General features: G+C 33.3%; 22 protein-coding genes and 1 pseudogene. 10 read left to right on the top strand and 13 right to left on the bottom strand.

The features are described 5' to 3' along the window. From ACSSV5_RS03935 to ACSSV5_RS03925, 3 genes and pseudogenes are all read right to left on the bottom strand, one after another. Nucleotides 1-347: pseudogene (locus ACSSV5_RS03935) on the bottom strand (IS1634 family transposase); the annotation flags it as partial. 182 nt (nucleotides 348-529) lie between these two features. Continuing rightward, nucleotides 530-3,574 (bottom strand): protein translocase subunit SecDF, encoded by a 3,045-nt coding sequence (secDF, locus tag ACSSV5_RS03930; RefSeq protein WP_454244862.1) that lies wholly within the window; start codon nucleotides 3,572-3,574, stop codon nucleotides 530-532. A 123-nt stretch (nucleotides 3,575-3,697) separates the two neighbouring features. Further along, nucleotides 3,698-4,540, bottom strand: coding sequence for a DUF2911 domain-containing protein (locus ACSSV5_RS03925; protein ID WP_454244861.1), 843 nt, complete (start codon nucleotides 4,538-4,540; stop codon nucleotides 3,698-3,700). A gap of 103 nt (nucleotides 4,541-4,643) precedes the next feature. Here ACSSV5_RS03925 and ACSSV5_RS03920 point away from each other — a divergent pair, with 103 nt between their 5' ends. Next, entirely contained in the window at nucleotides 4,644-7,403 is a 2,760-nt protein-coding gene (locus ACSSV5_RS03920; protein ID WP_454244860.1) for a reprolysin-like metallopeptidase, read from the top strand. A 323-nt stretch (nucleotides 7,404-7,726) separates the two neighbouring features. On the opposite strand, the gene ACSSV5_RS03915 is transcribed toward ACSSV5_RS03920, so the two are convergent. From ACSSV5_RS03915 to ACSSV5_RS03895, 5 genes are all read right to left on the bottom strand, one after another. Continuing rightward, on the bottom strand, nucleotides 7,727-7,921 hold the full coding sequence (locus tag ACSSV5_RS03915; RefSeq protein WP_371815971.1) for a transposase: 195 nt from the start codon (nucleotides 7,919-7,921) through the stop codon (nucleotides 7,727-7,729). Between the two features lie 24 nt (nucleotides 7,922-7,945). Continuing rightward, nucleotides 7,946-9,448 (bottom strand): BCCT family transporter, encoded by a 1,503-nt coding sequence (locus tag ACSSV5_RS03910; RefSeq protein WP_454244859.1) that lies wholly within the window; start codon nucleotides 9,446-9,448, stop codon nucleotides 7,946-7,948. A gap of 164 nt (nucleotides 9,449-9,612) precedes the next feature. After that, on the bottom strand, nucleotides 9,613-10,146 hold the full coding sequence (locus ACSSV5_RS03905; RefSeq protein ID WP_454244858.1) for a DUF4136 domain-containing protein: 534 nt from the start codon (nucleotides 10,144-10,146) through the stop codon (nucleotides 9,613-9,615). Further along, entirely contained in the window at nucleotides 10,143-12,182 is a 2,040-nt protein-coding gene (locus ACSSV5_RS03900; protein ID WP_454244857.1) for a urocanate hydratase, read from the bottom strand. The genes ACSSV5_RS03905 and ACSSV5_RS03900 overlap by 4 nt, the downstream gene beginning before the upstream one ends. A gap of 2 nt (nucleotides 12,183-12,184) precedes the next feature. Beyond that, entirely contained in the window at nucleotides 12,185-12,337 is a 153-nt protein-coding gene (locus ACSSV5_RS03895; RefSeq protein ID WP_211066112.1) for a DUF5522 domain-containing protein, read from the bottom strand. 78 nt (nucleotides 12,338-12,415) lie between these two features. On the opposite strand from ACSSV5_RS03895, the gene ACSSV5_RS03890 reads away from it, so the two are divergent. From ACSSV5_RS03890 to ACSSV5_RS03870, 5 genes are read left to right on the top strand one after another with little or no spacing between them, the layout of a single operon-like run. Continuing rightward, nucleotides 12,416-13,345, top strand: coding sequence for a 1-aminocyclopropane-1-carboxylate deaminase/D-cysteine desulfhydrase (locus ACSSV5_RS03890; RefSeq protein ID WP_454244856.1), 930 nt, complete (start codon nucleotides 12,416-12,418; stop codon nucleotides 13,343-13,345). A 52-nt stretch (nucleotides 13,346-13,397) separates the two neighbouring features. After that, nucleotides 13,398-14,216, top strand: coding sequence for a glucosaminidase domain-containing protein (locus ACSSV5_RS03885; RefSeq protein WP_454244855.1), 819 nt, complete (start codon nucleotides 13,398-13,400; stop codon nucleotides 14,214-14,216). 40 nt (nucleotides 14,217-14,256) lie between these two features. Next, nucleotides 14,257-15,555, top strand: coding sequence for a glutamate-1-semialdehyde 2,1-aminomutase (hemL, locus tag ACSSV5_RS03880; RefSeq protein ID WP_454244854.1), 1,299 nt, complete (start codon nucleotides 14,257-14,259; stop codon nucleotides 15,553-15,555). Nucleotides 15,556-15,606: 51 nt separating this feature from the next. Beyond that, on the top strand, nucleotides 15,607-15,825 hold the full coding sequence (locus tag ACSSV5_RS03875) for a hypothetical protein (RefSeq protein WP_211066116.1): 219 nt from the start codon (nucleotides 15,607-15,609) through the stop codon (nucleotides 15,823-15,825). Beyond that, nucleotides 15,825-16,142, top strand: coding sequence for a type II toxin-antitoxin system PemK/MazF family toxin (locus ACSSV5_RS03870; RefSeq protein ID WP_454244853.1), 318 nt, complete (start codon nucleotides 15,825-15,827; stop codon nucleotides 16,140-16,142). Before ACSSV5_RS03875 ends, ACSSV5_RS03870 begins: the two co-directional genes overlap by 1 nt. 150 nt (nucleotides 16,143-16,292) lie before the next feature. Here ACSSV5_RS03870 and ACSSV5_RS03865 read toward each other — a convergent pair whose 3' ends face one another. Beyond that, nucleotides 16,293-18,515, bottom strand: a complete 2,223-nt coding sequence (locus ACSSV5_RS03865) for an NADP-dependent isocitrate dehydrogenase (protein ID WP_454244852.1) — start codon at nucleotides 18,513-18,515, stop codon at nucleotides 16,293-16,295. 121 nt (nucleotides 18,516-18,636) lie between these two features. Further along, complete coding sequence (gene rplS / locus ACSSV5_RS03860) at nucleotides 18,637-18,987, bottom strand: 50S ribosomal protein L19 (protein ID WP_371815934.1); 351 nt, start codon at nucleotides 18,985-18,987, stop codon at nucleotides 18,637-18,639. Nucleotides 18,988-19,111: 124 nt separating this feature from the next. Here rplS and ACSSV5_RS03855 point away from each other — a divergent pair, with 124 nt between their 5' ends. Together ACSSV5_RS03855 and ACSSV5_RS03850 are read left to right on the top strand one after the other, a co-directional pair. Next, nucleotides 19,112-19,630 (top strand): adenine phosphoribosyltransferase, encoded by a 519-nt coding sequence (locus ACSSV5_RS03855; protein ID WP_454244851.1) that lies wholly within the window; start codon nucleotides 19,112-19,114, stop codon nucleotides 19,628-19,630. A gap of 27 nt (nucleotides 19,631-19,657) precedes the next feature. Further along, on the top strand, nucleotides 19,658-20,077 hold the full coding sequence (locus ACSSV5_RS03850; RefSeq protein WP_454244850.1) for a PaaI family thioesterase: 420 nt from the start codon (nucleotides 19,658-19,660) through the stop codon (nucleotides 20,075-20,077). A gap of 16 nt (nucleotides 20,078-20,093) precedes the next feature. Here the strand turns inward: ACSSV5_RS03850 and ACSSV5_RS03845 are convergent, their stop codons facing one another. Continuing rightward, nucleotides 20,094-21,068, bottom strand: a complete 975-nt coding sequence (locus tag ACSSV5_RS03845; RefSeq protein ID WP_454244849.1) for a carbohydrate kinase family protein — start codon at nucleotides 21,066-21,068, stop codon at nucleotides 20,094-20,096. Between the two features lie 141 nt (nucleotides 21,069-21,209). Between ACSSV5_RS03845 and ACSSV5_RS03840 the strand changes: the two genes are divergently transcribed. Together ACSSV5_RS03840 and ACSSV5_RS03835 are read left to right on the top strand one after the other, a co-directional pair. After that, nucleotides 21,210-22,697 carry a Gfo/Idh/MocA family protein gene (locus ACSSV5_RS03840; RefSeq protein ID WP_454244848.1) on the top strand — a complete coding sequence of 496 codons (1,488 nt, stop codon included), beginning with the start codon at nucleotides 21,210-21,212 and terminating at the stop codon, nucleotides 22,695-22,697. Nucleotides 22,698-22,787: 90 nt separating this feature from the next. Beyond that, a complete protein-coding gene (locus ACSSV5_RS03835; RefSeq protein WP_211066121.1) occupies nucleotides 22,788-23,594 on the top strand; it encodes a 3-keto-disaccharide hydrolase in 807 nt (268 codons plus the stop codon). Between the two features lie 345 nt (nucleotides 23,595-23,939). On the opposite strand, the gene ACSSV5_RS03830 is transcribed toward ACSSV5_RS03835, so the two are convergent. After that, on the bottom strand, nucleotides 23,940-24,212 hold the full coding sequence (locus tag ACSSV5_RS03830) for a type B 50S ribosomal protein L31 (RefSeq protein WP_211066122.1): 273 nt from the start codon (nucleotides 24,210-24,212) through the stop codon (nucleotides 23,940-23,942). Between the two features lie 67 nt (nucleotides 24,213-24,279). Continuing rightward, nucleotides 24,280-25,320 carry a methylmalonyl Co-A mutase-associated GTPase MeaB gene (gene meaB, locus ACSSV5_RS03825; RefSeq protein ID WP_454244847.1) on the bottom strand — a complete coding sequence of 347 codons (1,041 nt, stop codon included), beginning with the start codon at nucleotides 25,318-25,320 and terminating at the stop codon, nucleotides 24,280-24,282. Nucleotides 25,321-25,322: the final 2 nt, after the last annotated feature.

Genomic DNA, 25,322 nt, shown 5'->3' with positions numbered 1-25,322 from the left:
GGGTAGCAAAGTCTAGCAAGAACCAATTGCTTAAATAAATCATGATTAATTTGATTGAACCCAATCTGATTAAAAAGCTTTCCTAAAAGCAGTTCCGGACCATAAACAGATATTTCTTCAAGTCCTTGAAGAACAAGTTCTGTGTGCTGTCTATAATCGTTAAAATCTAATTCTTGTGCTCCCGTATAATTTTTTATCCATTGTTTACCTTGTTCATATAGATGGTCAACTTCAATTTTAGTAGCACTGCTGCCAATGGTCTTTAATAAGCGATACTTGCCACTACTTTTGTCAATGACTTGGACGCTAATTACACCGCTTTTATTTTTCTTTTTGCGAACAAACACAGTGCAAATTTACTAAAAAGACACCCTGGGACACCCAAAATGAAGTCAAAAATATCGTAACTAATACGCTTTGAGTAAGTTATGAAATTTAAGATTTTAAATTGTCGAAAACAGGAGATGTTGAAGTGAAAAAAAAAATCCTAAGTTTTGAGCTTAGGATTTTTGATATGATTTAAAAAATTTTAAGCTTTATTTTCTTCGTTCTCTTCCTCTTCTTCCTTTTTAGCATTTTTATCAGATAAATCAATTTTAGTTCTGCTGCTTGTGTCAAACATTATCGGGGTTGCAATAAATACAGAGGAATATGTACCAACGACAACTCCAACAATTAAGGCAAACATAAACCCGCGGATGCTATCTCCTCCAAAAATGAAAATGGCAAGCAATACTACAAGTGTGGTGAAAGATGTATTTAAAGTACGGCTTAAAGTTGAGCTTGCACCAATATTGATAATTTTTGATAAACTCCATTTAGGATGAATGTTGTAGTATTCTCTAATTCTATCAAATACAACCACGGTATCGTTAAGCGAATATCCTATTACGGTTAGAATAGCAGCAATAAAAGCTTGATCAATTTCTAAACTAAATGGCATAAGACCATAAAGAGCTGAGAATATACCGAGAACAATTAAAGTATCATGAATTACAGCAACGACAGCACCAACGCTAAATTGCCAACGTCTAAATCGAATTAGGATATATAAGAACACAACAATAAGCGAACCAATAATAGCATAAAACGAAGCTTCTTTGATATCATCAGCTATGGTTGGACCAACTTTCATTGACGACATAATTCCATATTCAGAATCGCTTCCTTCAGCTAATGAAAATGCATCTAATGATAAACCATCAGGTAAATATGATTGAAAAGCACTATACATTTTACTGACAATCTCTTGGTCAACTTCAATGCCTTCTTGATCGACTTTGTAATTTGTGGTAACTTTGACTTGATTATCTGATCCAAAAGTTTTGATATCTGCACTTCCTAATTCTTCAATTAAAGCAGATTCTAATTCGTTGGCATTCACAGCTTGATCAAATCTAATGGTATAAGTTCGACCACCTACAAAGTCAACGCCCTGATTTAAACCTTTTGTCGATAATAAAAATATACTGACAAGAATTAAAGCACCAGAAATGATATAAGCGACTTTTCGTTTAGATAAGAAATTGACAAAAACATCTTTTAGGAAATTTTTAGTTGCTGCGGTTGAGAATGCAAGAGCCTTATTATTTTTACCATAATTATCTAAAAACAATCGGGTAATAAAAATAGCGGTAAATAGCGAGGTTAAAATACCGATAAGTAAAGTGGTAGCAAAACCTTTAATTGGTCCAGTTCCAAACAATAAAAGGATAAGACCAGTTAAGCCTGTTGTGATATTGGCATCTAAAATTGAAGAAAGTGCATTTTTAAAACCGTCTTTAATGGCTTCGTATTGGGCTTTTCCAGCAGCTAATTCTTCCTTGATACGTTCAAATATCAGAACGTTTGCATCAACAGACATACCAATGGTTAAGACAATACCAGCAATACCAGGAAGAGTTAAAACCGCTTTGAGTCCCGCTAAAACACCGAAGATAAAAATGATATTGACTACCAGAGCAATATCGGCATAGATACCAGCTTTGCCATAATAAAACATCATCCATAGAAGGATTAAAACAAGTGCAATTAAGAATGAGTTGATACCACTGTCAATGGCTTCTTGACCTAAAGATGGGCCAACAATTTCACTTTGAATAATATCAGCAGATGCAGGTAGTTTTCCAGCTCTTAAAACATTAGCCAAATCCTTAGCTTCTGTAATCGTAAAGTCTCCACTGATTTGACTATTTCCTCCTGTAATTGGTCCATTAGAAACGCCTGGTGCAGAATACACAATATTGTCTAAAACGATGGCAATTTGTGTTTGGTTTTCGTAAGCTTTTTTGGTCATTTCTTCCCATATTTGAGAACCACGACCATTCATTTTCATACTGACTACTACCTCACCTGTTTGGGTGTATTCTTGTTTAGCGTCAACAATAACAGAGCCACTAAGTTGAGGTTTGTTTTTTCTATTGCCTTTGATAGCATAGAGTTCAACAACTTCGCTTCCTTTAGCAGGTTTGCCCCATTTGAATTTTAAAAATCGTTTTTCATTTTTTAATAAATTTCTTGCTTTTTCGTTATTCAAGTAAGAAGAAATAATTGCTGTATCGCTAATTTTAGCAAGGCCGAGAACTGCAGATTTTTGGTTTTGAGAAAGTTGAAGTTTAGAAAACAGCGGGTTGGTTTTGTTGAGTTGATTTTCTTCATTTTCAACATCTTCACTACTATCTAATAGTGCATCAAGCTCTTGATCGTTGCTTAAAGAATCTGTTTGGACTTCAGATTTTTCAGTGTCAGGTTTGTTGATAGAATCTTGAGCTGCAATACTTCTTGCGGCTAATTTATCGGCTTCTACAAAAAAGTTAACAAGATCGCCAATTTGATAAACTTCCCAAAACTCAAGTTGAGCAGTACTTTGTAAAAGTTTTTGGATTCTACTGATATCTTTAGCACCAGGCAGTTCAACGAGAATTCGACCAGAATCGCCGAGACGTTGAATGTTTGGTTGTGTTACTCCAAATTTATCAATTCGTTCGCGTATAACCTCAAAAGCTGAAACAATACTTTCGTCAATTTTTCGTCTAATGATAGGTTTAACCTCTTCATTAGTCATATTAAATTTTATCTCGTCTGATAAATCTTTGTTGGCAAAAATATTAGGTGAAGCTAATTTTGCCCCTTCAATTTTATCAAATGCTTCAAAAAACAAGTCGATGTATGAGTCTTGACTGTTTTTTTGTTTTTTTGTTGCTTCAGCAAGTGCTTTATTAAAGTCAGGATCATCAGAGCCATTAGCCATATTTTTCAGAATGTCTCTAACTGAAATTTGAAGTATAACATTGATTCCTCCTTTTAAGTCGAGTCCTTTATTAAGCTCTTTGTTTTTAGCATCTTCGTAAGTGATGCCCATGAAATAAGGTTCATTTTTGACAGAATCTAAATATGCATTAGCTTTTTCTTCTCTAAGGTCGGCGTAGTTTTTTTGGTCTTCTGAGATTTCAGCTTGAGCAAATTTTTCAGCATTATTTTCTATTTGGCTAGCTATATATGTATATGATAGTTGGTAAATACATACTAAGCCAAACAAAATGGCAAATAATCTTATAAGTCCTTTATTGTGCATTTTAATAAAATTAGGTGTGTCTAAAAAATCGCACAAATATAGGCTTTCATAAATAAATCACAATAATTTTGAAGCAAATATTTAAAAGTGATTCTTTTAATTAGAGGTTTAAAATTTAAATATTTAATATGCACCCCATTTTTTTAGAGAAGTTTTATTCATCTCAACATAATCTCTATTTCCAGCTTTTTTTGCGGCTTCAAGTGATTGTGTTGCTAGGCTAATAGCTTTATTTTTGAAACCTGATTTAGCATAAATGAGCGATTGCTGTCTCAACATCCAATAAGGTTTATCTTCTCGAAGTTCCATAGCTTTATCTATCCATTGCCTAGCTTGATTGATGTCTCTGTCGGTCTCTAAAAAGTAAACAGCAGCATTGAAATAGTCAGCTGATTTAGGATTTTTCATCGATTTTTCAATACTTTTCATAACCATTTCATCGGTTGGGACTTCAATAGGTATGTTTACAGCTGTGTTTTCCCATTTTAAAATTAAATGAGCTGAGGATTTAGTGAAATTATTAAACTCTATTGTAAAAGCTTCTGTTTGAGTCGGAAGTTGTTTTGATTCAACTATAGTCTCTGCTACGATTTTTGATTCATCCCATTCTTGAGGTGTTCCCCAGTTGTCTGTTGTAGAATATAGATAAACAATCCATTCTTTTTCTCCTGGTTTAGTGTATAATGAATAAGTTCCAGTTTTAACTTTCTCACCATTAAAATAAATATCTTGGTCAAAGCTAATTGTTGTGTTAGTATTAGCTCCAGTTCTCCACAATTTATCATAAGGAACTAAACCGCCAAAAATATCTCGTTTATTCATTGATGGTCTTGAATATTTAACTTCAAATTGAGTCAGCCCAACAACTTGTTTTAAGGTTGCTGAAGGACTAGGTTGAGGTGTTTGGACTTGGGCTTGAACACTTATGATAGCAAAAAATAATAAGCAAAAACTAATACGTTTCATAAATTAAGTTTTAAAATTTTATTGTTCAATATTAGGCTTTTATCAAAAAAAAACTTTAATTTGTAAACAAAAATTAAACTAAAGTTAACAAAATAATTAAATTATGACAAGACAACTATTGTTTTTGACTCTATGTATTTTCACATATAGTCTTTCAAACGCACAAAGAAATTTTTGGAACAATATTGGTAAAGAGTCCATTAACGTTAGTGCAGATGACATCATTGAATATGATATGGAAGTAAAAGCTGCGACTTATTATCAACTCGATAAAGATGGAATTTCTGCTTACCTTAATTCTGCTCCAAACAGAAATACATCTTCCAATAGTAATGTAGTCCTTGAGCTCCCAAATCAAAATGGTGGGATTGATATTTACGAAATGTTTAAAGTGAATACACTTTCTCCTCAATTAGCTCAAAATTATTCAGAAATTAAATCTTATGTAGGTAGAAGTACAAATCCAAGAGATGCTAGTCTATTAAGGATTACTATTACACCTCAAGGTTTTTACGCTATGGTACTGAAACCAAACGTTGGTCAGTTTTTTATCAACCCTTATGATAAGAATGCTGAAAACTATATAGGCTTTCTCAAATCAAATGCAACAGATATAACCCCAATGATTTGTGAATTTACGGGGAATGATAGTAGTTTAATAGGAGATGTTAATGAACAAAATTTATCATCAGTAGTAGATGATGGAACTTTGAGACAATATGATTTAGCATTGGCTTGTACTGGAGAATATGCACAATTTCATATCAATGAAGCTGGCTTGGGAACTGCTCCTCAGTCACAACAAATAACAGCAGTTTTAGCTGCTATGGTTGTCAGTGTTGATAGAGTAAATCAAATTTATGAAAGAGATTTAGGTGTTACATTACAACTTATTCCTAATAATGACCAATTAATCTTTTTAGATGCAGCTACAGACCCATATACAAACCAAAGTGGCAGTACAATGTTAGGAGAAAATCAAACAGAATTAGATGCAACAATTGGTTCAAATAATTATGATATAGGTCACGTTTTTAGTACTGGTGGTGGTGGTATTGCTGGTCCAGGTGTTATTTGTAATCCTTTACAAAAAGCAAGAGGCGTTACTGGATTACCTAATCCTGTTGGCGATGCTTTTGATATTGACTTTGTAGCCCATGAAATGGGACACCAACACGGTGCAAATCATACCTTTAATAATTTTTGTGGTGGAGCTAGAAATAATGCTACTGCTGTTGAGCCTGGAAGTGGAAGTACAATTATGGCCTATGCTGGTATATGTGCACCAAATGTTCAAAATAATAGTGACGCTTATTTTCATCAAATCAGTATAGATGAGATATTTAGTTATATCTCCTCAGGATTTGGCTCTACATGTGGGAACTTTATTTCGCAAGCCAATTCAGCACCAGTTATTACTCCTGTAGCGAATTACATAATTCCTAATGGGACTGCATTTTATCTTGATGTAGATGCAACTGATGCTGATAATGATGCACTTACCTATAATTGGGAACAAATGGATAATGAAATATCTTTTCCTAACACTCAACAGGAACAACCACCGTTACAAACTTCAACACAAGGACCTAATTTTAGGTCATTAATGTCAAGCTCAGACTCAAGAAGATATTTCCCTAATTTTAGTAGCGTGTTAAATAATAATTTAGCTCCAACTTGGGAAGCTATTCCAACCGTAGCAAGAGCAATGGATTTTTCTGTTACTGTAAGAGATAACAATGTTTTAGTCGGTCAATCTGCTACAGATTTTACAACTGTAAATTTTGCTAATGTTGGACCTTTTGAAGTCACTTCTCAAAACACAACAGGTATAAATTGGTTACCTGGTGAAACTAGGGCTATAACATGGAATGTAGCGGGAACTACAGCTAATGGTATAAATACAAGTAATGTCAATATCTTATTATCTACAGATGGCGGTCAAAATTTTGACACCGTATTAGCATCAAATACGGTTAATGATGGTATTGAAAACATTACAGTACCTTCAATGCAAGCACCGTTTTGCAGAATTATGGTAGAGCCTGTAGATAATATTTATTATGCTTTAAATCTTGAGGAATTTTCTATAGATATGAACGTTGTTAATGTTTGTGATACCTTTTCAAACTCAACGTCTCAAGCTATACCCGATGGTACTGGCACACCTCAAAATCCAGATTTTCAAACACCTATATTTAGTTCAATAACTATACCAAATGATATTACAAACATTTCAGACATTAATATTTCTATAAATGCTACTCACAACGAGGTAAATGATATGCTTTTTCAACTTCAAAATGCTGATCCTAACAATGATAGTTTTGTAAATTTATGGTTATTTAACTGTTCAGGTCAAAGTACTATTGATGTAACTTTTAACGATAATGGAACGCCATTGCCAACACCAGGATCTACTACATGTGGTAATCCTATTACTGGATTATTTGCACCTGCCGACACTAACACTAGTATTGCAGACGTTTTTGCAACGGGCACGCAAAGTGAATTTTTATTAGCTGCAGCTGACTTTATTTCTGGCGATACTGGTACTTTAAATTCTTGGGAAATTGAAATATGTTCTACAACCTTTTCTGTTGCAGATAACTCAATCAATGGATTTACTATTTCACCAAACCCTAATCAAGGGATATTTAATATTAGATTTAATCAACCCATTGCCGAGAATTCTAAAATCTCAATCTATGATTTTCAAGGAAGACTAATTGAAAATTTAGATTATTCTACAGGTTCAATTGAGCAACAAATTCAATTAAAAAATCAATATCAAAGTGGCGTATATTTAATTGAAGTCTCAAACGAAAATGGAAAATCAGTTAACAAACTGATTATTAAATAAATATTTTTAATGAGTAAAGTTAAACATAAAGCTACAAACAATTTTGTAGCTTTTTTAGCTAAAGTTTCGCAGAAGCAAACAGACTATAAAATGTTGAAATATGTTATTAAATAACAAACTATAAATTTAAGATTTCCTCAGAAAGTCAGAATTTAAAGTTATAGATTTCGGCAGGTTTTACAAGATTTGTTATAAATAGAATGGTTCCAATCCAACTATTTAAAACCGTTGAAACGCTTAGGAGTGTGCATTTTTCATAGCCCACGGTTTAAACCGTGGGCTATGGTTTACAAATATTCGATTGTGAATGATTTATCCATTTTCTATGATTTCAATTTCTTCTTGAGTCCATAAGCTTGTTTGACTTGCCCAAATTTCCCTTCTATTTGGTTTCTCTCATTATATTCTTCTATCTGTTTTCTTTTTTGATAATCGGTTAACTCTGGTTTTTCCCTTTTTGGAATTACTGTCATCTCGATATTTATTTCTTTAAACCACTTTTTTTGTCGTATTCCCACGAGAAACAAAACATAGGTCTTTTTTTATGATGTTTTTTTATTGTTTTTACGATTAAATAGCTCTTTTAAAAATCTGGTAATCATAAAAATACTAAGTATAGCAAAAGGCAACGATACTATAATAAGAACTTTGCTAACCGTAGATAATACATCTTGATTAGGCATTACAAAGCCGAGATATAACAACCCAATGCTTAGCAAAAAACATAATATTGCCCAAATAAGTTTATGTAGGTTAAAAGGATTTTGCTTGCCATGGTCAGAAAACATACTCAGCACAAAAATACCTGAATCAAGCGAAGTAATCAAAAAGCCAAACAATAATATTAAAACAACGATTTGAGTAAGAAAAGCACCACTAAACTGATTTAAAAAAATGGATATTGCTGTAAAAGCAGAATTAAAATCGCCAGTTTTAACCACCTGATTATTCACCATATCAATAGCAGTTGAGCCGAAGACAGAAAACCAAAAAAAACTAGCGATAGAAGGCACTAAAACACAACCCCAAATAATTTGTCTATAATTTCGTCCTTTTGAAATTCTAGCAATAAAGACTCCTGTAAAGGGAGCCCAAGCTAACCAAAACGCCCAATAATAATAAGTCCAATCGGTTAAAAATGTTTTACCTGGGTTGTAATTCCCCAAAGCTAAACTCAATGACACAAAATTTTTTATGTACTGCCATAAGGCAGAGCTAAACGTTTTTATAATGACTAACATATCGCTTTGAACAAATATGAAAATGAGCAAAAGTGTAGTCAGACCTATATTTAAGTTTGAAACAATCTTAATCCCTCTGTCAAGTCCGAGAATTGAAGAAAAGGTTGATAAAACATAAACAATCAAAACAAGCAATATACTTATATCAAAAGAGTAAGGTAAATCAAACATCAAATTTGCACTATCTTCAATTTGTTTTACGCCTAAAGCTACGGCAGATACAATACCCGTTATGGTAGCCAATATTGTTAGACCATTAATACTCGTTTTAAAAGTATTTGGCATTGATTTAGAAAACAAATTACTAAGTTGAACACTATCTTTTTTATTAAATAAAACATGACCTATGATGAGTGCAAAAACAGTATAAAAAGCCCAAGCCGTAAATCCCCATTGGAAAAAAGTATATTCAAGTGCCACAATTTTTGATGGGATTTCTCCTTGTATAGGATTGTTTTGATACATGAATACAGGCTCTTGAACTGCTCTAAATAAAACACCTGCTCCCATACCAGCAGAGTAGAGCATAGCCACCCAAGACCAAAAGCTATAATCAGGTTTAGAATTGCCTAAGCGTATTTTACCAAAAGGAGTGATGCCTATGAAAAGCATCAGTAAGACAAATAAAAATCCGATGATTAAATAAAACTGACCAAAAATATCTCTAACAGAAAGAGACAAGTTTTTAATAACTTCAAATGTTTCATGAGGAAAAACAAAACAAAAGATAATTAAAATAATGAGAAAAAAGCTGGTATAAATTAAACCCGAAGTTGACTTAAAGAGCTTTTTTATTTTGAGCATAATCTACCGCTTTAAAATCACGAAGTTACAAACTTCTCTTGCTTCGGGATAAACTAAGGTTAGATATGTTGATTTTTATTCAAGAAGATAAACAAAAGACCTTCAGAAAACTATTGGTTGAACTGAAGGTCTTTTGTGAACAAAACAAAATTGTAACTAAAAAATTACTTTTTGTCTTCGAGTTGCGGAGGATATTTTTTTAGAATTTCTTTTACAATTTCTTTGATTTTTTCTTCTTTGCGTTCCATATCTTGAGATAAAGCACCTGTGCCAAGTCCTTGCCAAACCAACTCATTGCGTTCAGCATCAATTAAATCAATAAAAAGTGTACCTTCGGTACTTGCGTAAGAACTGACTCGTCCAGCACCGCCCCAATAATAAGGACTCCAACCCCAACCATAGCCAAAATTGTCTTGATACACATTGATTTTCTCTTTTGTTTGAGTAAAAAAACTTACTAATATATCTGGATTTTCAGATTTGGTCATACCTTTTTGAGAAAGCTCAAAGTCAATAGCCCTTAATATACGCTTTTTATCTAAATCTGATATTTGAGCTTTGTCTATACCTGGTTTAAAGAATGCATAAGTATTGTATTGATCAAAATTGACTTCTTTATCGTAGTCTGTTGCAACATTAATAGTTGCACAAGAACTAAACAATAAACCAGTTAAACATAAAATTAAAAAATTTTTCATAACAATTTATTTATTTCATCTTCTTTGACTTGTTGAGCTAATGTTACCTTGAGTAAAGGTTCATCTTCCATTGCACGCTTAATGGCAAAAATAGCTCCATCATTTCTTGCCCAAGACCGTCGTGAAATGCCATTATTGACATCCCAATGCAACATACTTTTTAACCGACGTTCTGCTAGTTTATTACCATCAAGTACCATGCCAAATCCACCGTTGATTACTTCGCCCCAACCTACGCCACCACCGTTGTGGATGCTTACCCAAGTTGCTCCTCTAAAGCTATCGCCAATGACGTTTTGTATTGACATATCTGCTGTAAACTGGCTTCCATCATAAATATTTGAAGTTTCTCTATACGGCGAATCGGTACCCGAAACATCGTGATGATCTCTTCCTAATATCACAGGACCGATTTCTCCTGTTTTTATAGCATCGTTAAAAGCTTTAGCAATTTTCATTCGACCTTCGGCATCAGCATATAAAATTCTTGCTTTAGAACCTACTACGAGTTTATTGGCTTTGGCACCTTGTATCCAAGTGATATTATCTTGCATTTGCTGTTTGATTTCAATTGGTGCATTTTCAGATTGTTGCTGAAGGACTTCACAAGCTAGTTGGTCAGTTTTGTCTAAATCTTCATCCTTTCCACTGGCACAAACCCATCTAAATGGTCCAAAACCATAATCAAAACACATTGGTCCCATAATGTCTTGAACATAGCTAGGATAAGCAAATTTATCTGGATTTTTGCATTCAGATTTATTAATCATTTTTCCAGTCTCATTTTTATAAATCTTAGCATTAGCTCTAGAAGCTTCTAATAAAAATGCATTACCATAATCAAAAAAATACGTTCCTTTAGCGGTATGAGCGTTGATGGCATCAACTTGTTTTCTTAAACTGTCTTGAACTGCTTTTTTGAATTTTTCAGGATTTTTTGCCATTAATTTATTAGATTCTTCATAAGAATAACCCACAGGATAGTAACCGCCAGCCCAAGGATTATGTAAAGATGTTTGATCGCTTCCAATGTCAATTTTGATATTTTCTTGGTCAAATATTTTCCATACATCAACAATATTTCCTTTGTAAGCTAGAGAAACAACTTCTTTATTTGTTTTTGCTTGTCTTACCCGGTTGCAAAGTTCATCTAAATCTTCGTGAACTTCATCTACCCAACCTTGCTCGTGCCTCACTTTTATGGCTTTTGGATTAACTTCTGCACATACAGTCACACAACCTGCAATGTTTCCTGCTTTGGGTTGAGCACCACTCATACCGCCAAGTCCAGCAGTAACAAATAAACCGCCTCGTGGTGATTTATTGATTTTTCTAAACGCATTTAAAACGGTAATCGTCGTGCCATGAACAATGCCTTGTGGACCGATATACATATAGCTACCAGCCGTCATCTGTCCGAATTGCGTTACACCAAGGGCGTTGTATTTTTCCCAATCATCGGGTTTAGAATAGTTAGGTATCATCATGCCGTTTGTAACAACAACTCTTGGTGCTTCAGGATGTGATGGGAATAATCCCATAGGATGACCAGAATACATCACCAAAGTCTGCTCATCAGTTATTTCTGAAAGATATTGCATCGTTAATAAATACTGTGCCCAATTTTGAAAAACAGCACCATTCCCACCATAAGTAATTAATTCATGTGGATGTTGTGCTACTTTCGGATCAAGATTGTTTTGAATCATCAACATGATGGCTTTAGCTTGTTCAGAATGACCTGGATACTCGTCTATTGGTCTGGCATACATTTCATAATCTGGTCTAAAGCGATACATATATATACGACCATAAGTGTTTAATTCATCTAAAAACTCTTTAGATAGAACCTCGTGGTGTTGCGGTTCAAAATACCGTAAAGCATTTTGAAGTGCCAGTTTTTTCTCTTCTATATTCAAAATGTCTTTATGCTTTGGAGCATGATTGACACTGTCATCATAGGGTTTAAAAACAGGTAATTCATTTGGAATTCCTTGTTTGATTTGAGACTTAAAATCGAGTTTAACTTCAATCATAACTATTCAATGTTTTTATTATATCCATAAGGGCAATGCCGACATCCACTTTTACAGCAATAGCCACGTTTTAAGTGATATTGCTCCGTAAAACAACGGTAGCCTTGTTCTGTGATGTAATAATCGCCTTCTTCTAATGGAATTATTTTCTTCATAACTACAAAAATACATAATTAGAAAGTTTAGGTATTTTAATTAATCTTAATTTTGTGAGACTTTTTAAAAAATCTAACATGTCTTTTTTTGACGTTTCATATCACAGTGAAATACAAAATGTATTTTGTGACAAAACCCGACATATTTCTGTTGATATTAAACGCGAAGATCAAATTCATCCCTTAGTTTCTGGTAATAAATTCAGAAAACTAAAATATAACATCAAACAAGCTTTTTTAGAAAAACATCATACTATATTAACTTATGGTGGTGCATTTTCTAACCACATTGCAGCAACGGCATCAGCAGCTAAAATTTGCGGATTAAAAAGTATTGGTGTTATCAGAGGCGATGAAATTAAACATAGATTAGAAGAAAATCCAAATCACAATCCAACTTTATCATATGCTCAACAGCAAGGAATGCAACTCCATTTTATCAGTCGAAAAATCTATAAAACAAAAGATGAAACTGATGAAATAGAAAAACTAAGACAAAAATTTGGCTCCTTTTATCGTATTCCTGAAGGTGGATCAAATGCTTTGGCCGTAAAAGGCTGTGAAGAAATTTTATCTGATTCTGACAAAAAATATGATATAATTGCTTGCTGTGTTGGTACTGGTGGAACGCTTGCAGGAATTATTAACTCTAGCTACAAACATCAAAAAGTGTATGGGTTTTCTGCTTTAAAAAATCATAATCACCGAGAAATAAATCAATGGACTACAAAGAATAATTGGCAAATATTTCAAGAAGATAAGTTTGGAGGTTATGCCAAAGCTAATAAGGAATTAATAGGGTTTATCAATAGTTTTTATCGACACACATCTATTGAATCAGACCCGATATATACTGGTAAAATGTTTTATCGACTGTGCAAAATGATAGAACAAAATCATTTTCCTGTAAACACTAAAATATTAGCTATCCACACAGGTGGTTTACAAGGTGTAGAAGGATTCAATCAGCAGCAAATTTTAAAAAATAAACTTTGTATCGAGTTTTAAATTGCTTATCAAAACTTGAATAAGTATATTTACGCCAATAAAATATTTCACCTTGAAACATCTAAAATACTTAGTTTACTTTCTATTAACCGCTCTTATTTTATCATCGTGTGGTTCAAAGAAAAAAAGCGTCCAGACCAAAAGGTCACCTCAATCCATATCAAAAACCGAAGGTGTTACAGAGCAATCTAAAGTATATAATTCTGTGGGTCATGTAAAAAAACCTCCCAAAAACCTTTCGCAAACAGAATCTTACATTTATCAATACGCCGATATCGCTAAACAAGAAATGAGGCTTTTTGGAATACCAGCAAGCATAACTTTGGCTCAAGGCATTTTAGAATCTGCCAATGGTCAAGGTCAATTAACAAGAAGATCTAACAACCATTTTGGAATAAAATGTAATGGTTGGAGAGGTGCAAAAGTTTATCACGATGATGACAGATCTCAAGAATGCTTTAGAAAATACACACATGCAGAATATTCGTTTAGAGATCATTCATTATTTTTATTTAATAGAAGTCGATATGCTTTTTTGTTTGATTATAAAGTAACAGACTACAAAGATTGGGCTAAAGGATTAAAAAAAGCAGGATATGCAACCGATCCAAAATATCCTAAAAAACTCATCGGTTTAATTGAACGCTACGAGCTTTATAAATATGATGAAGAAGTTGTGAAAGGCAAAAAAAGTAAATTTTCAAAAACAAAAACCGATAAAGTTCCAAAAAAAGAGATTCATGTTGTCCAAAAAGGAGATACATTATACAATATTTCAATTCAATATGACATTAGCATTGAAAGGTTAAAAAAACTCAATAATCTTAACGGCAGTGAAATTTATATTGGTCAGCACTTAAAATTGAAATAAAACCTTAAATTTATTATATTAAACTGAAAAATAAGCATTTATGATTTATAAACGCAGTAGTGCACTTTTTAATGAAGCTAAACAATATATCGTTGGTGGTGTCAACTCACCCGTTAGAGCATTTAATGCCGTTGGTGGAGACCCTATTTTTGTTAAAAGTGCCAAAGGTGCTTATTTGTATGATGAAGATGATAGACAGCTGATAGACTACATTGCTTCTTGGGGTCCGATGATTCTTGGCCACGCTTTTGAACCGGTGGTTGAGGCTCTAATCGAAGCCACTAAAAAAGGAACATCATACGGCATACCAACAGAATTAGAAACTAAAATTGCCAAACTGGCTATTGAAATGGTGCCTCATATTGATAAAATTCGTTTTGTCAATTCAGGAACCGAAGCCTGCATGAGTGCAGTGAGATTGGCTCGAGGATATACTGGTAAAGATAAAATTATAAAATTTGCGGGATGTTATCACGGCCATAGCGACGCTTTTTTAATTCAAGCGGGTAGTGGAGCGGTAACTTTTGGAACGCCAAACAGTCCAGGCGTTACAGAAGGAACAGTAAAAGATACTTTATTAGCTGCCTACAATAATTTAGATGAAGTCAAACAAATTATTAAAGCTAATGAAGGTGAAATTGCCACTATTATCATTGAACCTGTTGCAGGAAATATGGGTTGTATTATTCCAGAAGAATCATTTATAAAAGGCTTAAGACAACTCTGTGATGAACACGATATTCTTTTGATTTTTGACGAAGTCATGACAGGTTTTAGGCTGGCTAAAGGTGGTGCACAAGAAACTTTAGGTATCAAAGCTGATTTGGTTTGTTTTGGAAAAGTCATCGGCGGTGGGTTACCTGTTGGTGCTTTTGCTGGATCGCAACATATCATGTCTCATCTTGCACCTGAAGGTCCAGTTTATCAAGCTGGAACTTTAAGTGGTAATCCACTAGCGATGACGGCTGGCTATGAAACTTTAAAACACTTAAATAATCATCCTGAAATTTACAATAGCCTAAATAAAAAAACCGAATATCTACATAATGGTATAGAAAAAGTTTTAAATCAACACAGCGTTGAGCATCAAATCAATCGATATGGTTCTATGATTTCGGTTCATTTTACTGATCAGCCAGTAAGCGATTTTGATAGTGCCGCCAAAGGCAATAATCAAAAATTTAAAGATTATTTTCACGGTATGTTAGAACAAGGCGTGTATTTGCCACCAAGTGCTTTTGAAAGTTACTTCCTCAATGATGCATTATCTTATAAAGATTTGGATAAAACTATTGAGGCATTAGGTAAAGTTTTGAATAATAATAAATCAAATTTTTAAAATTTTTTTAATTTAATTTTAATTTGATTATTTTTGAATAAATCGATTTAGATGAATAGACAGCTATTAATAGAAGATGCAGTAAAAAAAATCAATAAATTGCCTGATGTTAAGCTACAGGAAATAAATGATTTTGTAGATTTTCTATTGCGTAAAATTGACGATAAAATCATTCTAGAAAACATCCAAGAACTTACATCAAAATCAAATAATTTTTTAAATGATGAAGAAGACCTATATGATGAAAGTGATTTAAAAGAAAAATTTTAATGAAAAAAGGAGATATAGTTCTTATTCCATTTCCTTTTAGCAATTTGTCAGGCAGTAAAAAAAGACCAGCAACCGTCTTAATTGATTCGGAGGACGATGTTACAATTTGCTTTATTACTACTCAATTAAAATGGGAGTCAAGTTTTGATGTTATTGTATATCCATCAAAAATAAACGGATTAAAAAAGCCATCATTGATCAGATTAAATAAAATAGCTACTATAGACAAAAGTTTGATAATTGGGGTATTAGGCAATCTTGAAGAAAAATATTTGAAATCACTTGATGAAAATCTTTTAAATCTTTTAAAATTATAGAGTAATATTTCTAACCATCAAATGTTATTGAAAGTTACTTCCTAAATGATGCCTTAACTTATAAAGATTTGGATAATACAATTTCAGCATTAGAAGTTGTAGTTAATCAGCATCAATTTTAAAACACTTGTATTAATAAATTAAGCTAAACTAATTATCAATAATATTATTTAAAGTTTCGCTTGTACGCATATGTTTAGTGACCAGTCTTTCATCAGGTTTATAGTAGCCTTTGATGTCAACGGGTTTGCCTTGTGCATCAATAAAATCTTGAAGTATTTCAGCTTCAGCTTCATTTAATCGTCTGTAAATAGTTTCAAATTGAAGTTTTAAATCTTCATCTTTATTTTGTTGAGCTAAAGCATTTGCCCAAAATTTAGCAATATAAAAGTGCGTAGAACGGTTATCGGGTTCATTAACTTTACGCGAAGGTGCTTTGTTTTGTTTTAAATATTGAGAATTGGCATCATGCAGAGCTTCAGCAATGATTTTAGCTTTGGCATTATCGGTTTTTTCAGCGATATCTTCAAGTGAAACGGCGAGTGCTAAAAATTCACCAAGAGAATCCCAACGCAAGTGTCCTTCTTCTAAAAATTGTTGAACGTGTTTTGGTGCAGAACCTCCAGCACCTGTTTCATATAAGCCACCACCTGCCAAAAGCGGAACAATAGAGAGCATCTTTGCACTCGTGTTGAGTTCAAGAATAGGGAATAAGTCTGTCAGATAATCTCTTAAAACATTACCAGTTACTGAAATGGTGTCTTTTCCAGATTTTACGCGATCTAAGGTGTAATTCATCGCCTCATCTGGATTCATGATTTGTATGTCTAATCCAGAAATGTCGTGATGTTTTAAGTATTTTTTGACTTGTTGGCGTAGGTTGGCATCATGTGCACGGTTTTCATCTAACCAAAATATTGTAGGTAAACCTGTTTGTTTTGCTCTTGTAACTGCAAGTTTTACCCAATCTTGTACGGGTAAATCTTTGGTTTGGCACATTCTCCAAATGTCTCCCTTTTCAACTTCGTGAGCGATTAAAACTTCTCCTGTTTGATTGACAACTTCTACAAGACCTGATTCTGGAATTTCAAAGGTCTTATCATGAGAGCCATATTCCTCGGCTTTTTGTGCCATTAGCCCAACATTAGAGACATTACCCATTGTTGCAGGGTCAAAAGCTCCGTTGGTTTTACAATAATCTATAACAGTTTGATAAATTCCTGCATAGCTTCGGTCTGGTATAACAGCTTTCATGTCTTGAAGCTCGTTATTTTTATTCCACATTTTACCAGAAGTTTTGAAAGCTGCTGGCATTGATGCATCAATAATTACATTACTTGGCACATGAAGATTGGTGATGCCTTTATCAGAGTTTACCATAGCCAAATCAGGTTTATCTTTGTATAAAGCATCGATTTCAGCTTTGATTTTTTCAGCTTTTTCGGCACTGAGTTTATCCAACTTATCATATAAATCTCCAATACCATTTTTAGGATTAAAGCCGATTTGTTTTAATTCGTCTTGATAGTTATTTAGAATTTCTTTATAAAACACTTTAACCGCATGACCAAAAATAATAGGGTCTGAAACTTTCATCATCGTGGCTTTTAAATGTATTGAAAATAAAACCCCTTGAGATTTAGCATCTTTAACTTGTTGTTCTAAAAATTTGACCAAAGCTTTTTTAGATAAAACAGAAGCATCAATAATTTCGTGTTTTTTTAATACTGTGCTTTCTTTTAAAACTCGGATGCCATTTTTTGTTTTGAGTTGGATTTTTACATCATCAGCTGCGGATAAGATGACAGATTTTTCAGAGCTGTAAAAATCGCCATCATTCATATGAGCTACATGTGATTTTGAATCTTTATTCCATTCGCCTAGTTTATGGGGATGTGCTTTAGCAAATTCTTTCACAGCTTTTGCTACACGACGGTCTGAGTTCCCTTCTCTTAGAACAGGGTTGACAGCACTACCAAGAACTTTGGCGTATCGGGCTTTAATTTGCTTTTCTTCCTCGTTTTTTGGTGTTCTTGGGTAGTTAGGGATATTGTAGCCTTTATCTTGTAATTCTTTAATAGCAGCAATCAATTGTGGTTCTGATGCTGATATATTTGGAAGTTTGATAATATTTGCTTCAGGTTTTTTAACTAATTTACCAAGTAATGAAAGCGTATCTTCTTCTTGTAAATCTGAATCAAGCTTATCATTAAAAGTAGATATAATGCGAGATGCTAACGAAATATCTTTTGATTGCACTTTAATATTAGCAGCGTTTGTAAACTTTCTGATGATTGGTAGTAAACTGTAAGTGGCAAGTGCAGGAGCTTCGTCTGTTTTGGTATATATAATTTTTGCTTCGTGTTTTGGCATATTTTTGATTTTATAAGTCTTGCTAAAATAAGAAAAAAAACATGATGTTGGCGTTTAAAAAAAAACCATGTTAAAAAAAAAGCCTTCAAAATTAATGAAGACTTTTTGAATTGAAATTAGACTATTTCTTAATTTGCTCTTTGATACGAGCTTTCTTACCTGTTAGATTTCTAAAGTAATTAATTCGAGAACGTCTTACTTTACCTCTTTTGTTGATTTCAATTTTTTGAATAGAAGGCATATTGATTGGGAAAATTCTTTCTACACCAATGGTACCGCTCATTTTTCTGATGGTAAAAGTTTTGGTAAGTCCAGTTCCTTTGATTTGAATGACTGTGCCTCTAAAAAATTGAACTCTTGTTTTTTGCCCTTCTTTAATTTCGTAGTAAACAGTAATGGTGTCTCCACTAGAAAAATCAGGAAAATCCTTTTTTTCGATAAATTCGTCTTGAACGTATTGTAGTAAATCCATGATAAAACGTATTATTGTATAAGCTTAAAAACATTCACGATTTTCGTCAGAGGTTTTTAAGCGAGTGCAAATATATTTTATTTTTACGTTATAACCATACAAATAATATTAAATTGACTATTTTATGACAGATTTTAAGCAATATATTAGAGAAATAGAGAATTTTCCTAAACCAGGTATAAACTACAAGGACATTACACCACTTTTTTTGAGACCTCAAATTGTAAATTTATGTATAGAGTCTTTCATATACAATCTCCCTAAAAATATAAAAATCCATAAAGTCGTTGGTATCGAGTCGAGAGGTTTTTTGCTTTCTACTCTTTTAGCTCAAAGGCTTGATGCAGGGCTTGTTTTGATTAGAAAACCAGGAAAATTACCCTACAAAACCCATCAAGAATCTTATGAATTGGAGTATGGAAAAGACAGCCTTGAGATGCATATTGATGCTGTGAGTAAAGGCGAAAACGTGATTGTTCACGATGATGTACTCGCTACAGGAGGCACCGCTTTTGCTGCTAATCGGTTAGTCCAAAAAAGTGGAGGCCATATTATTCAAAATAGCTTTTTGATAGAGTTAAAAAATTTAAATGGTCGTTCCCAACTTAAAGATATAGATCTTTTTAGTTTAATCACTTACTAACTTTTACCCGAATTAAAGCATTATTAAATGAAATCACAATTGAACAACGAAATCCCTCACAAAATGTTATCCTTAGATCCATTTTCTCAATGGCTTGGTGTTGAAATTTTAGATGTTAAAATAGGATATTGCAAGCTGGGATTGCACATCAGAAAAGATATGCTCAATTCAATGCAAAAAGCTCACGGCGGTATAACTTACGCTTTAGCCGACACCGCTTTTGGATTTGCATCAAATACACATGGTCGGTTTTCAGTGTCTATCGAAACTTCTATCAACCATATTGAAGCTTTGTATGAAGGTGATTATATCATTGCAGAAACCCAATTGGATATCACCAAAAACAAACTAGGATTTAATTATGTCAACATATATTGTCAAGATAAAATAGTAGCAATTTTTAAAGGTGTGGTTTATCGCACATCTAAGGCTTGGGTAATTGATTAAACCAATGAATACCCAATTATTTGTTGTAGTAACGATTTAAGTAATTATCCGTATTTTTTTTGTTTTTGAATACATCAAAAGTTTTGCCTTGAGTTCTAAAAGCACCGAGAACGTTGGCATACTGACCCGCTTTTAAGGCATCATTGTAGTAGCTGAATCCGTATGCCAATCCGCCTGCAAAACTATCACCACAACCCGTTGTGTCTATCACATCTTTCATTTTTACAGATTTGATGAAATTCTTTTTAACAGTTTTATCCTTTGAAAGCGTGAAGTGTTCACAGCCTTGTGCATCTAATGTAATATATAAGTGTGAAGTTTTATGATTTAAAACAAATTGAGCAAAATCATCTAAATGTTCTCTTTGGCTATCATCATAAGATTTCATTTCATCTAAAGCATATTCAGTTTTAAACCAACAACATTGCGATTCTTCAAGATTCATTTTAAGGATATCAATATAGGGCAACCACTGTTCAATTTCAATCCAAAAGCGACGCAGTCTATCACCTTTGGTGGTTACACAAGTTGTAGGACCATGAGCATCAAAAATAATTTTAGCTTTAGAATGGGCTTTGATAAATTTTAAAGTTTCAAGTGGAACTTCAAAATCGCTGATAGGGACAAACACAAAGGCATCAACATCAAGAAATGCCTCAACGTCTTGTGGTAAAATAGGCGACATAAAAGCAGTTTGTTTTTCACGCCGATTGTTTTGATCGATAAAATCTAAAAATATCACGGTGCCAGAATCCTTTTCAGAAGAAATCCCAACTGTGTTTATGGCTGAATAATTTGCAAATAAAGACTCAACAGCCTCTTTATCTATTTTGTGAATGTGAGAAATAGGATAAACTTCTCCATCGTTTTCCATAAGTTTTGCTAAGGCAATACAAGGGTGAGAAATACAACCATATTTTTTTATAACCTCATTCTGATGTGTCTTGATAGTGTCTCTAGGTATAGGACCAACAACTGCGATTTTTTTCATATTTTTACTTTAAAGCATAAATTTAAAAATTTATTATAAACTACGTAAATTAAACCGAAATAAAGTAAGAATTGATAAAACAATAGTTCAATTTTTTTTTATACTTTTATAACGATATAATTTTAACTTAAAATAACATCAATGGATAAAATTAAAAAAAGTGATTTATCAAGACGTAAATTTATGAAAAATGTAGGCATAGCAACTGCAGGAGTTTCAATAGTGCCTAGTCATGTTATTTCAGGATTGGGTTACACAGCACCAAGCGACAAATTGAATATTGCTGGTATTGGTGTTGGTGGAATGGGTCGAGGCAACCTTAGAAATATGAATACGCAAAACATTGTTGCATTGGCTGATGTAGATTGGGCGTATGCCAAAAAATGTTTTGATGATTACCCCAAAGCCAAAAAATATAAAGATTATAGAAAAATGCTTGATGAAATGGATAAGGATATTGATGCAGTGATGATTGGCACACCTGACCATACTCATTATGTCAGTGCAAAGGACAGTATGTCTGCTGGCAAACATATTTATTTACAAAAACCGTTGACACATTCAGTTTATGAATCAAGAAGATTAGCTGAATTAGCTAAATCTACTGGTGTTGCTACACAAATGGGAAATCAAGGAAATTCTTCTGATGATATGCGAAAGGTGTGTGAATGGATTTGGAATGGTGAAATTGGTGAAGTTACAAAAGTTGATGCTTGGACAGACAGGCCTATTTGGCCACAAGGTCTAGAAAGACCAACAGAAAAATATCCAATACCTGATACATTAGATTGGGATTTGTTTTTAGGCCCAGCAGCTGAAAGACCTTACCATCCTTCATACACGCCATGGAATTGGAGAGCTTGGTGGGATTTTGGAACAGGTGCTTTAGGTGATATGGGATGCCACATAATCGATCCTGTCTATAAAGCTTTAGAACTCGGTTACCCTCATGCATTTGAAGCAAGTTCCTCTCAAGTCAATACAGAAAGTGCTCCAGTTGCAGAAAAAGTGACTTATTATTTTGGAAAAAGACCAAAAAAAGGTAAAATAAATATGCCTGCAGTAGAATTTACTTGGTATGACGGTGGTTTAAAGCCTGATAGACCAGAAGGCTTGAAACCAGGTATGTATCCAGGTGATCAACAAGGTTGGGGCGGTGCTATTTTTTATGGTACTAAAGGTACATTAATCTGTGGTACTTATGCTGCAAACCCATTTATTATCGGTCGTGAAGACAATCCACCTCCTACAACAGGTGAATTACGCAGAATACCAAATGCAATGTTAGGTGGCCATGAAATGGATTGGGTACGTGCTGCAAAAGAAAAAAAGAAAAACAGAGTAGAGACTAGCTCTAATTTTTCTTATGCAGGTCCATTAAACGAAGTTGTTGTTGCTGGAAATCTTGCCGTGAGATTACAAGATTTGAGAAGAAGATTAGAATGGGATGCTGAAAATATGACAATCACAAATATTGGTGATGAAGAAGAAATAAGAGTAGTCAGTACCGATAGCTTTAAAGTGATAGATGGCGATCCTAAATTTGATACAAAATATAAAACCATTAATGCTAAAAAAGCAGCTGAAGAATATGTGAAACACACCTATAGAAATGGTTGGTCTTACTAAATTAAAATCAAAGGCGGATCTTTTTTGATTGCTAAATTTTTACAAAGTCGAACTAAACAAACAAAACAAATAATTTAAAAACCATAAAAAATGAGAAAATCAATTTTATTTCTGTTTACCCTAACCTTAGTAATTGCCTGTGGCAAAGCAAAAAAAGAAAACAAAGAAGAACAAAAAGAAGTCGTTGAAAATACCGATAAAACTGATGTTGTAGAAAAACAAGAAGTTAATACTCTAACCGAAAAAGAAAAAAAAGAGGGTTGGAAATTACTTTTTAACGGAAAAAACAGTGATGGCTGGAGAGGTTATAATACAGATAAATTTCCAAGCGATTGGAAAATTCAAGACGGCACACTATTTATGGCGGGTTCTGGTAGAGGAGAAGCTGGTTCAGAAAACGGAGGAGATATTCTTTATGACGAAAAATTTGATAATTTTCACTTAAAATTAGAATGGAAAATTTCTGAAGGTGGTAATTCTGGAATTTTTTATCTCGGTCAAGAGTCAGATGATTTTGACTATATTTGGGAAACCGCACCTGAAATGCAAGTTCTTGATAATGAAAGACATCCCGATGCTATGTTAGGCACTGATGGCAACAGAAAAGCAGGTTCACTATATGATATTTATCCCGCTAAACCACAAAATGCAAAACCAGCAGGTCAATGGAATAAGGTTGAAATTATTGTGTTTAAAGGCACGGTAGTCCACAAACAAAATGGAAAAACAGTTGTAGAATATCATTTATGGACTCCAAAATGGGAAGAAGATGTGGCCAAAAGCAAATTTCCTTCCTTAAATGAAAACTGGGCTGATGTTGCCAAAGAAGGCTATATCGGATTGCAAGACCACGGTGATGATGTTTGGTTTAGAAACATAAAAATTAAAGAGTTATAAATTAAAATTATCCGAATAATTGCAATATCTTTTATGAAGATCCCTTTACTCGATTAATAAAATTAATTTGTTTTAACGTGAGTTCGATTTATTGAAATCTGTAAATCAAATGATTACATATTTTCATTTCGTACGAAGAATAAGGAGAAATCTCATCCTACCGAGATGTCTCGTCGCTCATGCTTCGCTCTTTCGACATGACAAGTGATTACATATCTGTATTTTATATGAATATATTTTATTGGAATTTATATCGAACTCATGTTGTTTTAATATAAAACTCATACTAAAATAAAAAACCCCACTAAAAAGTGGGGTTTAAAATTTATCAGATAAAGCAGTAAACTACTTTTCTTCTTTAGCTTTTTGTTTGTTGAATTTTTTATACTTGTTTTTGAACTTGTCAATACGCCCAGCAGTATCAACCAATTTGGTTTTACCCGTATAAAATGGGTGAGAAGTTCTTGAAATTTCTAATTTAACTAAAGGATATTCCACACCATCTATTTCGGTAGTTTCTTTAGCCTCAGCAGTTGATTTAGTGATAAACACGTCATTGTTAGACATGTCTTTAAAAGCAACTAATCTATAATTTTCTGGGTGTATGCCTTTTCTCATAGGTATTCAATTTTTTGGATTGCAAATGTAATGATTTTTTTTGATTCCAAAAAAATTGATCTAAATATTATTTTTCTTTTATTGAGTCAAGATAATATTGATAAAGCTGATCAGCAGCTTTAAACGATGAAATTTCTTGTTGTTCAATTTTATCGAGATAAATTTTTAATTTTGATTTTAACTTAGGATGATTGTAAAAATTTTGTTTCAACTTTTGGTTTAGGCTGTCAAATAACCAAAATTTTTGTTGCTCAAAACGATTCTGATTAAAAAAACCATTTTCGATAGTAGATTTTTGATAAGCCTTTATCATATCCCAAATTTCAGTAATACCTTTATTGTTAATTGAAGAAATACACTTCACTTTTGGTATCCATTGGCTGTTTTTTTCAGGATAGAGATGAAGTGCTCTTTTAAATTCCATTTGTGCTTTTTTGGCGGCTTTTTGGTTTTCTCCATCAGCTTTATTGATTAAAATAGCATCAGCCATTTCTATAATGCCACGTTTCATGCCTTGTAGTTCGTCGCCTGCACCTGCTAATTTTAATAATAGAAAAAAATCCGTCATACTGTGGACAGCGGTTTCGCTTTGACCTACACCAACGGTCTCAACAAGAATAACATCATATCCGGCTGCTTCACAAAGGATAATACTTTCACGTGTTTTTCTTGCCACACCGCCAAGTGAGCTACCTGATGCTGTTGGTCTAATATAGGCGTTTTTTTCTTTTACCAAACCCTGCATTCGGGTTTTGTCGCCTAAGATGCTTCCTTTTGAAACTGAACTCGTCGGGTCAACTGCCAAGACCGCAACTTGTTTTCCTTCTTGAATAAGCGTTTTGCCAAAGGCTTCTATAAATGTGCTTTTACCAACGCCAGGAACACCTGTAATACCGATTCTAATGGATTGCCCTGAATGTGGCAAACAGGACGTAATGAGTTCATCTACAGTTTTTTGATGTTTTTGCTGTTCACTTTCTATTAAGGTTATAGCTTGACTTAATGCAACTTTATCGCCATGGATTAACCGAGAAAACAGGGTTTTGACAGATCTACTTTTTCTTTTTTTTAACTTAGATTGATATTTAGGATTTATATAATTATTCAAAA

The sequence above is a fragment of the Psychroflexus sp. MBR-150 genome, assembly GCF_053628795.1.
Note: the sequence above shows the minus strand (reverse complement) of the source record. Positions and strands in the feature narration are given on the sequence as shown.

What these genes read in the sequence shown, in the direction of transcription:
- secDF (WP_454244862.1), bottom strand. Translation starts at nt 3,574, where the DNA reads ATGCACAATAAAGGACTTATAAGATTATTTGCCATTTTGTTTGGCTTA.
- rplS (WP_371815934.1), bottom strand. Translation starts at nt 18,987, where the DNA reads ATGGATTTACTACAATACGTTCAAGACGAATTTATCGAAAAAAAGGAT.
- ACSSV5_RS03925 (WP_454244861.1), bottom strand. Translation starts at nt 4,540, where the DNA reads ATGAAACGTATTAGTTTTTGCTTATTATTTTTTGCTATCATAAGTGTT.
- ACSSV5_RS03855 (WP_454244851.1), top strand. Translation starts at nt 19,112, where the DNA reads ATGACAGATTTTAAGCAATATATTAGAGAAATAGAGAATTTTCCTAAA.
- ACSSV5_RS03850 (WP_454244850.1), top strand. Translation starts at nt 19,658, where the DNA reads ATGAAATCACAATTGAACAACGAAATCCCTCACAAAATGTTATCCTTA.
- ACSSV5_RS03895 (WP_211066112.1), bottom strand. Translation starts at nt 12,337, where the DNA reads ATGAAGAAAATAATTCCATTAGAAGAAGGCGATTATTACATCACAGAA.
- ACSSV5_RS03830 (WP_211066122.1), bottom strand. Translation starts at nt 24,212, where the DNA reads ATGAGAAAAGGCATACACCCAGAAAATTATAGATTAGTTGCTTTTAAA.
- ACSSV5_RS03840 (WP_454244848.1), top strand. Translation starts at nt 21,210, where the DNA reads ATGGATAAAATTAAAAAAAGTGATTTATCAAGACGTAAATTTATGAAA.
- ACSSV5_RS03835 (WP_211066121.1), top strand. Translation starts at nt 22,788, where the DNA reads ATGAGAAAATCAATTTTATTTCTGTTTACCCTAACCTTAGTAATTGCC.
- ACSSV5_RS03865 (WP_454244852.1), bottom strand. Translation starts at nt 18,515, where the DNA reads ATGCCAAAACACGAAGCAAAAATTATATATACCAAAACAGACGAAGCT.
- ACSSV5_RS03900 (WP_454244857.1), bottom strand. Translation starts at nt 12,182, where the DNA reads ATGATTGAAGTTAAACTCGATTTTAAGTCTCAAATCAAACAAGGAATT.
- hemL (WP_454244854.1), top strand. Translation starts at nt 14,257, where the DNA reads ATGATTTATAAACGCAGTAGTGCACTTTTTAATGAAGCTAAACAATAT.
- ACSSV5_RS03845 (WP_454244849.1), bottom strand. Translation starts at nt 21,068, where the DNA reads ATGAAAAAAATCGCAGTTGTTGGTCCTATACCTAGAGACACTATCAAG.
- ACSSV5_RS03890 (WP_454244856.1), top strand. Translation starts at nt 12,416, where the DNA reads ATGTCTTTTTTTGACGTTTCATATCACAGTGAAATACAAAATGTATTT.
- ACSSV5_RS03870 (WP_454244853.1), top strand. Translation starts at nt 15,825, where the DNA reads ATGAAAAAAGGAGATATAGTTCTTATTCCATTTCCTTTTAGCAATTTG.
- ACSSV5_RS03905 (WP_454244858.1), bottom strand. Translation starts at nt 10,146, where the DNA reads ATGAAAAATTTTTTAATTTTATGTTTAACTGGTTTATTGTTTAGTTCT.
- ACSSV5_RS03920 (WP_454244860.1), top strand. Translation starts at nt 4,644, where the DNA reads ATGACAAGACAACTATTGTTTTTGACTCTATGTATTTTCACATATAGT.
- ACSSV5_RS03875 (WP_211066116.1), top strand. Translation starts at nt 15,607, where the DNA reads ATGAATAGACAGCTATTAATAGAAGATGCAGTAAAAAAAATCAATAAA.
- ACSSV5_RS03910 (WP_454244859.1), bottom strand. Translation starts at nt 9,448, where the DNA reads ATGCTCAAAATAAAAAAGCTCTTTAAGTCAACTTCGGGTTTAATTTAT.